Annotated in this window: 13 protein-coding genes; 4 read left to right on the top strand and 9 right to left on the bottom strand. The window is 64.9% G+C overall.

Going from position 1 to position 14,303, the window contains the following annotated elements:
* Nucleotides 1-351, top strand: a complete 351-nt coding sequence (locus BKM74_RS13560; protein ID WP_086466246.1) for a hypothetical protein — start codon at nucleotides 1-3, stop codon at nucleotides 349-351.
* Between the two features lie 5 nt (nucleotides 352-356).
* Here the strand turns inward: BKM74_RS13560 and BKM74_RS13555 are convergent, their stop codons facing one another.
* From BKM74_RS13555 to BKM74_RS13525, 7 genes are all read right to left on the bottom strand, one after another.
* The gene (locus BKM74_RS13555) at nucleotides 357-1,331 is read right to left on the bottom strand and encodes an ABC transporter ATP-binding protein (RefSeq protein WP_086466245.1); all 975 of its coding nucleotides are present in this window, start codon (nucleotides 1,329-1,331) and stop codon (nucleotides 357-359) included.
* 18 nt (nucleotides 1,332-1,349) lie between these two features.
* Nucleotides 1,350-2,342 (bottom strand): ABC transporter ATP-binding protein, encoded by a 993-nt coding sequence (locus BKM74_RS13550; RefSeq protein ID WP_086466244.1) that lies wholly within the window; start codon nucleotides 2,340-2,342, stop codon nucleotides 1,350-1,352.
* A gap of 13 nt (nucleotides 2,343-2,355) precedes the next feature.
* Nucleotides 2,356-3,297 carry an ABC transporter permease gene (locus tag BKM74_RS13545; protein WP_086466243.1) on the bottom strand — a complete coding sequence of 314 codons (942 nt, stop codon included), beginning with the start codon at nucleotides 3,295-3,297 and terminating at the stop codon, nucleotides 2,356-2,358.
* Nucleotides 3,263-4,222 (bottom strand): ABC transporter permease, encoded by a 960-nt coding sequence (locus BKM74_RS13540; RefSeq protein ID WP_086466242.1) that lies wholly within the window; start codon nucleotides 4,220-4,222, stop codon nucleotides 3,263-3,265. The genes BKM74_RS13545 and BKM74_RS13540 overlap by 35 nt, the downstream gene beginning before the upstream one ends.
* A gap of 79 nt (nucleotides 4,223-4,301) precedes the next feature.
* Entirely contained in the window at nucleotides 4,302-6,095 is a 1,794-nt protein-coding gene (locus BKM74_RS13535; protein WP_086466241.1) for a peptide ABC transporter substrate-binding protein, read from the bottom strand.
* 184 nt (nucleotides 6,096-6,279) lie between these two features.
* The gene (locus BKM74_RS13530; protein WP_086466240.1) at nucleotides 6,280-6,672 is read right to left on the bottom strand and encodes a response regulator; all 393 of its coding nucleotides are present in this window, start codon (nucleotides 6,670-6,672) and stop codon (nucleotides 6,280-6,282) included.
* Between the two features lie 19 nt (nucleotides 6,673-6,691).
* Entirely contained in the window at nucleotides 6,692-9,805 is a 3,114-nt protein-coding gene (locus BKM74_RS13525) for an ATP-binding protein (RefSeq protein WP_176342536.1), read from the bottom strand.
* 60 nt (nucleotides 9,806-9,865) lie between these two features.
* On the opposite strand from BKM74_RS13525, the gene BKM74_RS13520 reads away from it, so the two are divergent.
* From BKM74_RS13520 to BKM74_RS13510, 3 genes are all read left to right on the top strand, one after another.
* On the top strand, nucleotides 9,866-10,438 hold the full coding sequence (locus tag BKM74_RS13520) for a helix-turn-helix domain-containing protein (RefSeq protein ID WP_086466238.1): 573 nt from the start codon (nucleotides 9,866-9,868) through the stop codon (nucleotides 10,436-10,438).
* A gap of 8 nt (nucleotides 10,439-10,446) precedes the next feature.
* Nucleotides 10,447-10,983, top strand: a complete 537-nt coding sequence (locus BKM74_RS13515) for a GNAT family N-acetyltransferase (protein ID WP_086466237.1) — start codon at nucleotides 10,447-10,449, stop codon at nucleotides 10,981-10,983.
* 127 nt (nucleotides 10,984-11,110) lie between these two features.
* On the top strand, nucleotides 11,111-12,004 hold the full coding sequence (locus BKM74_RS13510; RefSeq protein ID WP_086466236.1) for an NAD(P)-dependent oxidoreductase: 894 nt from the start codon (nucleotides 11,111-11,113) through the stop codon (nucleotides 12,002-12,004).
* A 19-nt stretch (nucleotides 12,005-12,023) separates the two neighbouring features.
* Here BKM74_RS13510 and BKM74_RS13505 read toward each other — a convergent pair whose 3' ends face one another.
* Nucleotides 12,024-13,307, bottom strand: coding sequence for an NAD(P)/FAD-dependent oxidoreductase (locus tag BKM74_RS13505; protein ID WP_217895486.1), 1,284 nt, complete (start codon nucleotides 13,305-13,307; stop codon nucleotides 12,024-12,026).
* 158 nt (nucleotides 13,308-13,465) lie between these two features.
* Nucleotides 13,466-14,302, bottom strand: a complete 837-nt coding sequence (gene fghA, locus BKM74_RS13500; protein WP_086466234.1) for an S-formylglutathione hydrolase — start codon at nucleotides 14,300-14,302, stop codon at nucleotides 13,466-13,468.
* Nucleotide 14,303: the final 1 nt, after the last annotated feature.

Here is a 14,303-nt window from a genome sequence, read left to right as displayed (position 1 = left end):
ATGTCCGGCTTGTCGATGGGAACCGTCTATTTCAGCGCCTTGGAATTTTTTGGCGCCTGGCTCTACCTGCTGGTGGCGCTGGCCGCCGGCTGGATCGTGTTGTCAATCCTGGCCTTGCGCGCGGCACCGCCAGCGGATCGCGGCAAGCCGCGTTTTATCGCCTTGCTGGCAGGCATCGCCGCGGCGCTGCTGACGGCGCTGCTGCTGCCGCTCTGGACAGATGCCAGCTTCCGCCATATCGCCGTGCTGGCGGATTACGTCGCGCTGATCGGCGGTGCGGTCGGCATCGGAACAGCCGTCGGGGTCGTGCTGCTGCCGGTTCTGTGGCTGGCCGGTCGCACCAGAAGCTGACGGACTCAGCCGCGCAGATGGCAGGACACCCAGTGCCCTTCCTTGGTCTGCTTCAGTTCCGGCCGTTCGGTGCCGCATAAAGGCATCTGCTTGATCGGGCAGCGTGTGTGGAAATGGCAGCCCGGTGGCGGGTTGATCGGGCTGGGCACATCGCCCTGCAGCATGATGCGGTTGCGCGCCACCGTCGGGTCGGGAATCGGCACCGCCGAGAGCAGCGCCTCGGTATAGGGGTGCAGCGGGTTGGTATAAAGCTCGTTGGCCGGGGCGATCTCCACCACGCGGCCGAGATACATCACCGCGACCCGCGTGCTGATATGCTCCACCACCGACAGATCATGGGCGATGAACAGGTAGGTGAGGCTGAATTTCTCCTGCAGATCCTCCAGCAGATTGATGACCTGCGCCTGGATCGACACGTCGAGCGCGGAGACCGGCTCGTCGCAGACGATCAGCTTCGGGCTGACGGCAAGGGCGCGGGCAATGCCGATGCGCTGGCGCTGGCCGCCGGAAAATTCATGCGGAAAGCGCCGCATGTGATCGGCGTTCAGGCCCACCGTCTCCAGCAGATCGACGATCCGGTCCTCGAATTCCTGCCGGCTGTTCACCAGATTGTGGATGATCAGCGCCTCGCCGATGATCGACCCCACCGTCATGCGGGGGTTCAGCGAGGCATAGGGATCCTGGAAAATGATCTGCATGTCGCGGCGCAGCGCGGCCAGCCCCTTGCGGTCCAGCGCCATAACATCCTTGCCCTCGAACCAGACCTCGCCCGAGGTCGGCTCGATCAGCCGCAGGATGCAGCGCCCGGTGGTCGATTTTCCGCAGCCCGATTCGCCGACCACGCCCAGCGTCTCGCCGGCGTCAAGCTCCAGACTGACGCCATCCACGGCATGCACGCGGTCCACCTCGCGCCCCAGGATGCCGCCCCGGACAGAAAAATGCTTCACCAGATTCCGGACCTTCAGAAGCGGTTCGGTCATCGCGTCCAATCCCCCGGATCAGTAAAGAATGCAGGCCACCTTGTGGCCCGGTTCGATTTCGCGCAGCACCGGAAGTTCCACCGTGCATTCCGGCCGCACCTGCTTGCAGCGCGCGGCAAAACGGCACCCGGCCGGCGGATTCAGCAGGCTGGGAACGGTGCCGGCGATCGCCTCCAGCCGTGTCTTCTTCACCGCGGCCAGATCGATGCGCGGGATCGAGCGGATCAGCCCCTGCGTATAAGGGTGCAGCGGGTTGGCGAAGATGCGCTCGACCGGCCCCTCCTCCACCACCTTGCCGGCATACATGACGACGACGCGCTGCGTCACCTCGGCGACCACACCCATCGCATGGGTGATCAGCATGACCGCCATGCCGAGCCGTTCCTTCATCTCGGCCAGCAGATCGAGAATCTGCGCCTGGATCGTCACGTCCAGCGCCGTGGTCGGTTCGTCGGCGATCAGCAGCTGCGGATTGCAGGACAGCGCCATGGCGATCATCACGCGCTGGCGCATGCCGCCGGAAAACTGGTGCGGATAGTCGCGCACCCTTCGTTCCGGCGTCGGGATGTTCACCAGCCGCAGCATCTCCACAGCCTTGTCCATCGCATCGCGGCGGCTGAGATTCTCGTGCAGGCGCACCACCTCGGCAATCTGCTCGCCCACCGTATAGACCGGGTTCAGGCTGGTCATCGGCTCCTGAAAGACGATGGCAATCTCCTTCGAGCGGATCTTGCGCATCTCGTCGGCATCCAGCTTCACGATGTCGCGGCCCTGCCAGAGGATTTCCCCCTCGACGATCTTGGCCGGCGGCATCGGGATCAGCTTCAGCACCGACATGGCGGTGACGGTCTTGCCGCAGCCCGATTCGCCGACCACGCCCAGCGTCTCGCCCCGGTTCAGCGTCAGATCAACGCCATCCACCGCGCGGACCCAGCCATCATCGGTCTTGAAATGGGTCTTCAGCCCGCGAATGCGCAGCAGGGCGTCGCCGCCCGCAGCCGGTTCGGTCATCCTCGGCAACTCCCTACATGACCTTGCGCGGGTCGAGCGCGTCGCGCAGCCCGTCGCCAATGAAATTGATGGTGAGCACCGCCAGGAAGATCGCCGCCCCGGCAAAGATCGCCCAATGCGGCGCGAAATCGAGATAATCCTTGGCGTCATACAGCAGCCGACCCCAGGTCGGGATGTCCGGCGGGAACCCCAGGCCAAGGAAGGACAGCGTCGATTCGGCGATAATCGCCGCCGCCACATCGATGGTGCCGGCAACGATCACCGGCCCCAGCGAATTCGGCAGGATGTGGCGCACCACCACGCGCGGCGTGGAGGCGCCGAGCGCCCGGGCCGCCTCGACGAACTCCTTCTCGCGCAGGGAGAAGAACTGCGCGCGCACCAGCCGGGCCACCGGCATCCAGCGCAAGCCGCCGATGACGATGACGATCAGGATGAACACGCCGACCTCCGGTCCGGCGATCTCCTTCAGCGTATCGCGGAACAGGTAGATCACCAGCAGCAGCAGCGGCAGCTGCGGCAACGACAGGAACAGGTCGGTCAGCCACATCAGCGCGGTATCGACGCTGCCGCGCGCAATGCCGGCGATCGCCCCGACCAGGGTGCCGACGAAGACAGCGACCATCATGGCGGCAAGACCGACCGCCAGCGAGATACGCCCGCCATAGAGCATGCGGGACAGCAGATCCTGCCCGAGATCGTCGGTGCCCAGCGGGTGTGCCCAGGACGGGCCTTCGAGCTGCGAGGAGAAATCGATCTCGTTGATCGGCACGGTCCAGAAGAACGGACCGACCAGCACCGCCAGCACCATGAAAATCAGGATGCCGGCACTGACCACCGCCAGCTTGTGACGGCGGAACCGCCGCCAGGCCTCCAGGCCCGGCGAGATGTGCTTCGCCCTGGCCACGGCCGGGACGACCGCGTCAGCGGTAGGAGATACGGGGGTCGAGCCAGCCATAGAGCAGGTCCGCGATCAGGTTGAAGAGAATGACGAGACAGGCAAACACGAAGGTCACCGCCATTATGACCGGCGTGTCGTTCGCCAGGATGGCGCTGATGAGCAGCGAACCGATGCCGGGGATGCGGAAGATCTGCTCGGTCACGATGGCGCCGCCGAACACGATGGGCATCTGCAGGGCCACCAGCGTAACCACCGGGATCAGCGCGTTGCGCACCACATGCTTCACGACGACGATGCGTTCGCGCAGCCCCTTGGCCCGCGCCGTAGTGACGTAATCCAGCCGGATCACGTCGAGCACGGCGGAACGCACGAAGCGCGTCCAGGACGCCCCCTGGAACAGCCCCAGCACGGCGATCGGCATGATCGACTGCTTGAAATGCTCCCACAGCCAGGCAAAGCCTGTCGCCTCCACATCCGATCTGTAGACGAAGGGCAGCCAGTCCAGATAGATCGAGAAGATCAGAATGAACAGCAGGCCGGTGAAGAAGGTTGGCAGGGAGAAGCCGATGAAGGCCAGCGTATTGGCAACCTGGTCGAACACCGAATAGGGCCGGGTCGCGGAATAGACGCCGACCGGCAGCGCAATCGCCAGCGCCAGCACCTGCGACAGGCCGATGATGATCAGGGTCGCCGGCAGGCGCTGCAGGATCAGCACATCGACATCGACGCGGCTGACGAAGGAGAACCCCCAGTCGCCATTCAGCATGGCGAACAGCCAGCGTACATAGCGTTCCCACACCGGATCGTCGAGGCCGAACTGCTCTCGCAGATTGGCGCGGACTTCCGGCGGAATGTTCGGATTGGTGGCGAGTTCCTCGAAGGGATCGCCCGGTGCCAGGGCCAGCACGGTGAACAGCACGATGCTGATTCCAAGCAAGCTTGGCAACGCCACCAAAAGACGGCGGATAAGATACTGACTCACGTTCGGGTCACTCCGCAGCGGCAGAGAATCGGGAAGAAGGGCCGGCCTTTATGGCCGGCCCCGTCCGGATATGGACTTCTCAGGCGTCGCGGTACCAGCTCCTCACATTCCACAGGCTGCTGTCCCAGCCGCTGGGCTGGCAGTGCAGCTTGTTGGAGGCCGCGGCAACGCCGGGACGATAGATGACCGGAATATTGACCACGTTCTCGATCACCAGATCGTTCATGGCGATGAACAGGGCCGCCCGCTTCACCGGGTCCAGTTCACCCTCCGCCTCGCGGTACAGCTTGTCGTAATCCTCATTGTACCAGCGGGTGATGTTGCGGCCCTGCCACTTGTTCTCCATCGTGGCGATCTCCCACGTGGTGAACTGGTTCATGAACAGCGCCGGATCGGGCTGCGGCTGGCCCGTGGTGTACATCTGGATGTCGCAATAGAACTTCGTGTAGGTGTCCGGATTGCCGACATCGGAAGAGAAGTACACGGACGCCGTGATCGACTTCAGCTCAAGGTCGATGCCCGCCTTCTGGCAAGCCTGTTTCACGATGGCCTGGTTCTTCTGGCGCGGCGCGTTGATCGAGGTCTGATAGACCATCTTCAGCTGCTTGCCATCCTTCTCGCGGATGCCGCCGCTGCCGACCTTCCAGCCACCATCCTCCAGAATCTTGATGGCCTTTTCGATATTGAACTCGAAGGTGGTTTTCTTGGAGCGGAAGGCCGGCGGATTGTTCAGGAAGTTGCGGGTGGCAACGCCGCCGCGGCCATAGATATGATCCTGCACCGACTGGCGATCGACCAGCAGGTTCAGCGCCTGCCGCACGGCCGGATCGGTCAGGAACGGATGCTTGGTCTTCATGCTGGACCGCTCGCCGCCCTCAACCTCGGTCCAGGGATCGGTATTGTTCAGCTGGATATGCTCGATGGAACCGCCTTCGAAGACCACGACCTTGCCCCGGCCGCCATCTTCCAGCCGCTTCAGGATCGAATCCTCGACCTGCATGTTCCAGGCATAGTCGTACTCGCCGGTCTGGATGACCGCGCGGGCCGCTGACACGGCATCGCCGCCGCCCTTCATCTCGATGGCGTCGAAATAGGGCATGTTGGAAACATGGTAGTTCGGGTTGCGCTCGCCGCGCACCAGATCGCCCGGCTTGAACTCGACGAACTTGAACGGCCCGGTGCCCACCGGCGCCAGGTTGGCCGGCGCCTCACGCGATTTCGCGCCGGCATATTCGGCGAACAGATGCTTCGGGATGAGGCAGCCGCGGTTGCCGACGAAGGCATCGGCCCAGAACGGCGTCGGCTTCTTGAACATCACCTTCACGGTGTGGCTGTCGACCTTCTCCACCTCGACATCGCGGTAGGTACCGCTGGTCACCGAGGCGGTCGCCGGATCGCGGCCATATTCCCAGTTGAACACACAGTCGTCGGCGGTGAACGGCTTGCCGTCATGCCAGGTGACGCCCTGCTTCAGCTTCCAGGTGACGGACTTGCCGTCCTCGGACAGGCCGCCATTCTCGCGGGTCGGGATTTCCGCCGCGAGAATCGGTATCAGCGTACCGTCCGGCGCCCAGGCGGCCAGCGGCTCGTAGAAGATGCGCGAACCGTCCTGATCCTTGGTTCCAACCGCAAAATGCGGGTTCAGCAGCGTCGGCCCCTGCCACCAGAGCAGTTTCAGCGTACCGCCACCACCCGCCTTGGTCGGCTTGTATTCCATGGCGCTCTTCGCCTGCGCAACACCGGCGGAAAGCAGCATCTGGCTCGCTAGCGGGGCGGTCAGCCCCAGCATGACCATGCGTGAAATGAACCCACGGCGTGACAGCTTGCCGTGCTTGACCTTGTTGATAAGCCCCCTGAGTTCCCGTTCTTTCATGAGAACCTCCCCCTCGATTGTGGTTCGAGTGAATGCCCCCAGATTCCAGCACGGAAACTGTAAGGAGCGATGACATGCTAATGTAGCATTTCTCGTCGCGCACCCCCTTTCTGCATACCCCCTGCGATTTTATTGCAAGGCTGCGCTCAGGGCCGGGCGGGCGTCGTGAAAACAAGGAGAATCCCTAACTAGCCAACAGGCTCACAATCCGCTTCTCGATGGATTGCAGGGAAACCGGCTTCACCAGATAGCCATTTACCCAGAGCTTTTTCGCCTTCATCACCGTCTCCTGCTGCGCGTCCGCCGTCAGGAACACGACCGGCGTGTCCTTCACCAGCCCCATCGGCAGCGCCCGCAGCCTGGTAAGGAAGGCGAGTCCGTCCACCGGCTCCATATGGATGTCGCAGAACACGATGTCGGGGCGCGTGCGCACCACCTCCTTCAGCCCCTCGCCGCCTTCCTTCGCCTCATAGATCAGCTCGACTCCCAGCTGATGCAAAAGCCGCCGGATCAGCACGCGGATGAAATCCTCATCCTCGATGATGACGATCTTCAACGCTCCGAAATTGACGCTCACCCTGTTCTCCCTGGCATTTTCAACCCAGCCTCTCCACGACGGCTTGCAACTCCTCAGCGCTGTCCGGCAATGACGATGCCAGCAGTTCCGCTGTGTCCATATCACCGGCATCCAGCACATCCTGCAGGTCCGATGCCGTCAGCCCCAGGCGCGTCGCCCCGATTGAAAGGGCCGCCCCCTTCAGCGCATGCGCCTCATGCCGCGCGGCGGTGGCATCGCCGGCCTGCAGGGCGGCATCAAGCCGGACCAGCCGCGCCGGCACGTCCTCGGCGAAGCGGCGCAGGAAGGCGATGGCCTCGTCATCGATCGCGCCGAAGCTCTCCGCCAGCCGGTCGAGCGACAATATGTCCGGATCGATGGCAGGTGCTGCCGCCACCGGAGGGGAAGAAGGCGCATCGGTGCTTTTCGGCCGGCGCAGCGGCTGTGCCTGCGGCAGCATCTCCTCCAACATGCGGGCCAGCGCCGCGCTGTTGATCGGCTTCGTCAGATAGCCATTCATGCCGGCCTCGAAACATTGCTGTTCGGTACCGGCCAGCGCATCAGCGGTCAGGGCGACGATGGGCAGGGGTGCTGACCCCGGCGCTTCTTTCGCGCGGATCGCGGCGGTCAGTTCGAAGCCATCCATCTCCGGCATGTGGAAATCGGTCAGCAGCAGCCCGTAGCCGGTCTCTGCCTCCAGCCGCTCAAGCGCCAGCCGGCCGTTCGCGGCGATCTCATGCGCATAACCAAGCCGCGACAGGTGCCGGCTGATCACCGTCTGGTTCGTCGGATTATCCTCCGCGACCAGAATCACCGCCTGCTCCGCCCGCGCCTCGTCCAGCGTCGGCGGCTGCATTTCCTCGGCCCCGGCCAACATGTGTCCGCGCGTCTGCAAGGCCGCCCGCCCCATGGCGGCAGCGACCGCATTCCACAGCCGGGCCCGCCGCAGCGGATGTAGCAGCGTGACCAGCAGGCCGCGCCGTTCCGCCTCCGAGATCGTCGAGAACAGCCGGCGGGAGGCCACCAGCGCCAGTCTGGGGCCAGCCTCGCCCGGCGCCCCCTGCAGCGCGCGGACAAGGGCGAAGCCCGGCATGTCCGGCAGCGCCGCCTCGATCAGCACCAGATCGGCCTGCGGGTCGGCGCCGGTCAGCGCCGCCAGCGCGGCCGCGCCATCCGGGTAAGCGTGCGGTGCCGGCGCCCCGGCGAACCGCATGTAGCCGGCGATGGCGGCGTTGAGCGGTGCCGGCAGGCCGACCAGTGCCAGCCGGGCGTCGGCGATATCCACTTCCGGCCGGGGTGCTGCCGCCTCAATGACCGGCATCGGCAGCTCGACCCAGAACACCGATCCCTTGCCGGCTTCGCTGTCCACGCCGATGCGCCCGCCCATCATTTCCGTCAGCCGGTGCGAGATCGACAGGCCAAGACCGGTGCCGCCGAACTTCCGTGCAGTCGAGCTGTCGGCCTGCATGAAGGGCTGGAACAGCCTGCCCTGCTGCTCCGGCGTCAGCCCGATGCCGCTATCAATGATTTCAAGCCGGACCGGCACGGTGTCACCGGCGGCCGGCACGGCGTCATCCGGCAGGGCCACGCGGATGACGACATATCCGTCCTCGGTGAATTTCACGGCATTGCCGCCGAGATTGAGCAGGATCTGGCGCAACCGCGTCGGATCGCTCTGCAGTCGGCCCGGCAGGCGCGGGTCGATATCGACGACAAGATGCAGCCCCTTCTCCTCCGCCCGCAACGCCAGCAGGTCGCCGACATCCTCGACGATCTCCGACAGGTCGATGGACAGCATCTCGATATCCAGCTTGCCAGCCTCGATCTTGGAGAAGTCCAGAATGTCGTTGATGATGCCGAGCAGGGCCGCCGAGGATTGCCGGATGATCGCACTCATCCCGCGCTGCTCGTCGGTCAGTGGCGTCTGGTCCAGCAATTCGGCCATCGACATGACGCCATTCATCGGCGTGCGGATTTCGTGGCTCATGGAAGCGAGGAATGTGGACTTGGCCTCGGTCGCCGCCTCGGCCTGGCGCCGCGCCACCTGCAGCTCGGCATTGGCCTCGGCCAGGGCCTGGCGCTGCGCCTCGATCCTGGCGGCAACGCGGCGGCGCCATTCGAAGGCGCCCAGCATGAGGAGGATCAGGGCCGATGCGGTGATCGGAATGGCGCTTTCCTGAACCACCTGCACGGTATATCCGCCGGGCGGCGGCGTCAGCTCCAGACTCCAGGGCGCGCGGGTCAGGTCGATCAGCCTGGTATCCTGCGCCAAGGGCCGGCTGTCAAACCAGAACCGGCCCCCGCCACGGGGCACCAGATTCAGATAGCCATAATCGACCGGGAACCCATTCAGCAGCCGCAGCAGATGATCCAGCGTGATATCCACCGCGACGATACCTTCGAAGCGTTCGTCGATATAGACCGGGCGGCCGATGGTGGCGACCGGCCCCCGGCCGCCATCATCCTCATAGACCGGCGTGAAATATTCGGCTCCCCACGGGTTGAGTGCCGGCGTTCCGAGCTGGAAATAGGGCTTCTCCAGATCCTCGTCGGCATAGGTCAGCTCAGCCGACGGCACCCAGGGATAGACGAACTCGAAACGGCTGGCCGAGACGTAATAGATCCACGGGATATTCGGCAGCCGTTCCGCCGCCAGCCGGAATACCGTGTGCAGCGACAACGCCATCTCGACTTCCGCCAGGAAACCGTCGCCCCGCCCTTCCAGCCCGCCAAGGCCGGTGAGGTTGCCGATATCCAGCGGATTGATGCCGCGCGACGACATGTCGAGATGATAGCGGCCATCCGGCTCCTCCCGGAGCCCCAGATAGAGATCGCTTGGCGGTGAGAAATCCGGCCGGCTGGCGCGGTAATCGATGGCCAGCTTCTGCATCAGCTCGACCAGCACCTTCGCCGTGCCGATCATATAATCGACACGCCCCCGCACCTGCACCGCCTGCTCGTTGATGCGCTGCTCCAGCCGCGCCCGTTCGGACTGGATGCTATAGGCCGCGAAGCCGACAGCCCCGGCCGCCACCACCAGATATCCGACCGCCAGCAGAAACCGCGCCACCCGCATGCCATCAACCTCTTCGTCCAGATGCTGCCGGTCGAAATAATGAATTTTACTAAAATCGAGTGTGGCGCGCGGCGTCAAGCGCCTTGCGAAAGCGATTCCCGCTTGACCGAAATCCATATTTGAGAAATTTTCTCTTATATGGACAGCACTCTCACCGATACCCACACCATCGAGGACCGGCTTGCGCAGCGCCTGCGCGCCCTGCGCGGCGAGCGCGGCTGGACACTGGACGAGACGGCCGCGCGCAGCGGCATCAGCCGTGCCACCCTGTCACGCCTGGAAAAGGCCGAGGTCAGCCCGACCGCCAGGGTGCTGGGGCAGCTCTGCGCCGCCTATGGCCTGACCCTGTCCCGGCTGATGCATCTGGTGGAGGCGGAGTTCGCCCCGCTGGTGCCGCGCGCGGGGCAGCCGGTCTGGCACGATGCGGAAAGCGGATTCCACCGGCGCTCGGTCTCGCCGCCGGCACAATCTCTGGCCGGCGAAGTGCTGGAAGGCAGGCTCGCCCCCGGCGCACGGATTGCCTATGACCGCCCGCCGCGTCCGGGGCTGGAACACCATATCGTGCTGCTGGAAGGGGTGCTGGCCGTCACGCTCGGCGAGCGCACCCACGATTTGCAACCCGGCGACTGTCTGCGCTACCAGCTGTTCGGGGCCAGCGTCTTCGCCACGCCGCCACACAGCGGCGCGCGCTATCTGATCTTTATTCTATGAGGGCACCCATGCTGGCCACCGGGCAGACCGAAATCTCCACCCTTTCAGCCGAGATTTTTGCAGACCGCCTGGGCGAACTGGCTGATCTGCTGCATGCCTGTGTTGCCGCCGGGGCCAGCATCAGCTTCGTGCAGCCCTTCGGGATCGGCGACAGTGAAGTCTTCTGGCGGCGCAAGGTACAGCCCGGCCTTGCCGATGGCAGCCGGGTCCTGTTCGTCGCCCGGCATGAGGGGCGTCTTGCCGGATCGGTGCAGCTCAATCTCGACACGCCGCCGAACCAGCCGCACCGGGCGGAGGTGAACAAGCTGATCGTCCACCCCGATTGCCGCCGCCTCGGCATCGCCCGGTCCCTGATGCTGGCGCTGGAGGAAGCGGCCCGCGCACGCGGCCGCAGCCTCATAACCCTGGACACCCGCACCGGCGACAAGGCGGAGCCGCTCTACACGGCGCTCGGCTACCGCACCGCTGGCATCATCCCGGGCTTTTCCCGCGATGTCGCCAGCGACCGGCTGGACGCGACCACGATCATGTACAAGCAGATCTGACGCCCCCCACCACGGTTGAGCCGATACGGGTCGATCCTGCGCTGATAGGGTCTAGTTTATCAACCGGTAGCCTGCCGACGCGTAGCGCACCGGCATCTCAGGACCGTAGAGGGAGGACAGCAATCTCATGGCTGAAAAGATCGGTTTCATCGGCCTTGGCGTGATGGGCAATGGCATGGCCCGCAACCTGCTGAAGGCGGGATTCGCGCTGACAATCTGGACTCGCGACGCGGCCAAGGCGGAAAGTTTCAAGGCACTGGGCGCCGCGATCGCCGACACGCCGAAGGCCCTGGCGGCGCAGTGCAAGCTGGTGATTTCCTGTGTCCCGGACGCCGCCGCCGTGCGCGGTGTCGCCCTTGGCGAGGACGGGCTGGCAGCGGATGGCTGGAAAGGCGGGCTGCTGGTCGATTGCTCGACCATCGCGCCGTTCGAGGCGCAGGAGATCGCCGCCGGGCTGAAAGATGCGGGGGCGGATTTCCTCGACGCGCCGATCAGCGGCGGCAAGAAGGGCGCGGATGAGGGCACGCTAACCATCATGATCGGCGGCGAGGAAGCCGTGGTGGAGCGCGCCCGGCCCGCCTTCGCGGCAATGGGCAAGAACATCCATCATGTCGGCCCGCAGGGCGCCGGACAGGCGCTGAAGGCCTGCAACCAGCTGATGGTCGCAATCAATCTGATGGGGGTGTGCGAGGCCGTCGGCATCGCCCGCGCCGCCGGCATCGACCCGAAGCTGATGCGCGAGGTGGTCTCCACCGGGACCGGACGCAGCGGCGTGCTGGAAGGCCACGGGCTGCGCTATCTGGAAGGCACGCTGCAAGGCGGATTCCGCGCCGCGCTGATGAAGAAGGATCTGGGAATCGCCACTGCGGTCGGCGCGCATTACGGGCGCTACCAGCCGGCGACCGGGCTCGCGCACCAGCTGATGACCGGTCTGTGCAATGCCGGCCATGCTGATCTCGACAATGCGGCGCTGGGACTGCTCTACGACATGCTGAACGGCGGACAGGAAGACCCGTCGTAACCGTGGCGACCGACGGCGGCTACTTCATGGTGCCGGTCAGGCGGTCCTTCAGCTTGTACCAGTTCATCATCACCGGCAGGAACCAGGGCTTGCCGTTATAGAAGGGGATACGGCGGAGCGTGTCGCTGTAGAAGGCAGAAGTTTCTTCCTTCTCCAGTACAAGGGCCGCCGCCTTCATGCCCATCCAGCGCGCCCAGACCACGCCGGAGCCGCAGAAGCCGGTGGCATAGACGACGCCGTCATGGACCGTCAGCTTCGGCAGCTGGTCCATCGGGAAGGCGACGAAGCCGAACCAGTGGTGTGACAGTTTCACATCGTTCAGTTCCGGGAAAATTTCGATCAGCCCCTGGCGCAGCCGCTCGCGCGCCGCATCGGCATCGCTGGCATAGCGCCGGCCGCCCAGCAGGATGCTTTTGCCATCGGGCGATGGCCGATAATAATAGCCGAGCTGGCGGGTCTCACCGTGCATCTGGCGCTTCGGCATCAGGCTCTGCATCAGGTTCGGGCTGAGCGGTTCCGTCGCGATCATTTCGGAAATCACCGGCACCAGCCGGCGGCGCAGCCAGGGTAGGCCCTTGTCGGTGTAGCCGTTGGTGGCAACGATGACATGCGCCGCCTGGATCCTGCCTTTCGGGGTCGTCACTTCGAACGCGCTGCCAATACAGCGGATATCGGTGACGCCGATGCCGCTATAGATGCCTGCCCCCGCAGCCTCGGCAACACGGCGCAGCTCGCGGTGCAGCTTGGCCGGGTGGATGCCGCCGATATCGGCGCGGCGCACGCCGCCATGATAGAGATCGGAGCCGATCTCATCATGCACGTCCTGGCGCTCGACAATGGTCGGCTCGATGCCGACATGCTCGTGCAGCAGCGCCATTTCCCGTTTCATCGTGTCCAGGATTTCCGGCCGCATCGCGCCACTGAAGCGCCCAGTCGGCTGGAAATCGCAGTCGAGCTTCTCGGCCTCGATGAAGTCATAGAGTTCCTGGCGCGCGACGACGCCTTCGGCATAGAACGCCTTTGCCTGCTCCAGACCGTATTTCTCGATCAGGCTGGAAAAGGAATGCCGGATATTGCCGCTGGTGATACCGCCATTGCGGCTGGACGCGCCATCGCCCGGGCGGTCGCGCTCCAGCACGACGACCTCGCGGCCGGCCCGCGCCAGCGGAATCGCGGCCCCCATGCCGGTATAGCCGCCGCCGACGATCACGATATCGGCCCTGGCAGGCGGCGCGCCGGTTGCCGCTTCCGCAGGCTCGGCCGCTTCCCACCAATAGGGCATGTCGTTTCGGGCGCTCATCATGGGCCTCATCCGGTCGGGAGATATGTGGCAGGGCCGTGCGGATGCACACGCCCGATCCGGGGAAGTCTGCTTAGACTTTCAGGCAGGTGCAACGCCCTTTTCAGGCATAGGCGTATGACCGTCAGATCATGGACTGGGGGCCGCTGCCGGCTTCCCGTTCAGCGACCGCCGTTCAGCGACTTCTCGTGATGGGCGATATGGTCGCCGATGAAGCTGGCGATGAAATAATAGCTGTGGTCGTAGCCGGGCTGCATCCGCAGCTCCAGCGGATGACCGAGGCGCGCCGCCGCCGCAGCGAAGATCTCCGGCTTCAGCTGTTTTGCCAGGAAATCGTCGGCCTCGCCCTGGTCGATCAGGATCGGCAGCCGCTCCTTTGCCCCTTCCAGCAGGGCCGTCGCGTCATAGGCCGCCCATTCTGCCTCGTCCTCGCCCAGATAGGCGGTGAACGCCTTGCGGCCCCAGGGCACCTGCGACGGCGCCACGATCGGCGAAAAGGCGGAAACCGCCGCGTAGCGGCCCGGATTGCGCAGCGCGATGACCAGCGCGCCGTGCCCGCCCATCGAATGCCCCATGATGCCGCGCCTGTCGCTCACCGGAAAATGCGCCTCGATCAGCGCCGGCAGTTCCTCGACGATATAATCATACATGCGGTAATGGGCGGACCAGGGGGCCTGCGTGGCGTTCAGATAGAACCCCGCCCCCTTGCCCAGATCATAGGCCGGGTCGTCGGCGACATCCCCGCCGCGCGGGCTGGTGTCCGGCACCACCAGAACGATTCCATGCTCGGCCGCATAGCGCTGCGCGCCGGCCTTGGTGATGAAGTTCTGCTCGGTGCAGGTCAGGCCCGACAGCCAGTAGATTGCCGGCAGCCGTGCCCCCTCGGCATGAGGCGGCACATAGACGGCGACAGTCATCTCACAGCCGAGCGTGCTGGACTCGTGCCGCCAGACGGTCTGCGTGCCGCCGCAGATGAGGTGGCTTTCGGTGAGTTCCATA

Source organism: Oceanibaculum nanhaiense, assembly GCF_002148795.1.
In the GTDB taxonomy this organism is placed as follows: domain Bacteria; phylum Pseudomonadota; class Alphaproteobacteria; order Oceanibaculales; family Oceanibaculaceae; genus Oceanibaculum; species Oceanibaculum nanhaiense.
Note: the sequence above shows the minus strand (reverse complement) of the source record. Positions and strands in the feature narration are given on the sequence as shown.

What these genes read in the sequence shown, in the direction of transcription:
- BKM74_RS13560 (WP_086466246.1), top strand. Translation starts at nt 1, where the DNA reads ATGTCCGGCTTGTCGATGGGAACCGTCTATTTCAGCGCCTTGGAATTT.
- BKM74_RS13555 (WP_086466245.1), bottom strand. Translation starts at nt 1,331, where the DNA reads ATGACCGAACCGCTTCTGAAGGTCCGGAATCTGGTGAAGCATTTTTCT.
- BKM74_RS13550 (WP_086466244.1), bottom strand. Translation starts at nt 2,342, where the DNA reads ATGACCGAACCGGCTGCGGGCGGCGACGCCCTGCTGCGCATTCGCGGG.
- BKM74_RS13545 (WP_086466243.1), bottom strand. Translation starts at nt 3,297, where the DNA reads ATGGCTGGCTCGACCCCCGTATCTCCTACCGCTGACGCGGTCGTCCCG.
- BKM74_RS13535 (WP_086466241.1), bottom strand. Translation starts at nt 6,095, where the DNA reads ATGAAAGAACGGGAACTCAGGGGGCTTATCAACAAGGTCAAGCACGGC.
- BKM74_RS13520 (WP_086466238.1), top strand. Translation starts at nt 9,866, where the DNA reads ATGGACAGCACTCTCACCGATACCCACACCATCGAGGACCGGCTTGCG.
- BKM74_RS13515 (WP_086466237.1), top strand. Translation starts at nt 10,447, where the DNA reads ATGCTGGCCACCGGGCAGACCGAAATCTCCACCCTTTCAGCCGAGATT.
- BKM74_RS13510 (WP_086466236.1), top strand. Translation starts at nt 11,111, where the DNA reads ATGGCTGAAAAGATCGGTTTCATCGGCCTTGGCGTGATGGGCAATGGC.
- BKM74_RS13505 (WP_217895486.1), bottom strand. Translation starts at nt 13,307, where the DNA reads ATGATGAGCGCCCGAAACGACATGCCCTATTGGTGGGAAGCGGCCGAG.
- fghA (WP_086466234.1), bottom strand. Translation starts at nt 14,302, where the DNA reads ATGGAACTCACCGAAAGCCACCTCATCTGCGGCGGCACGCAGACCGTC.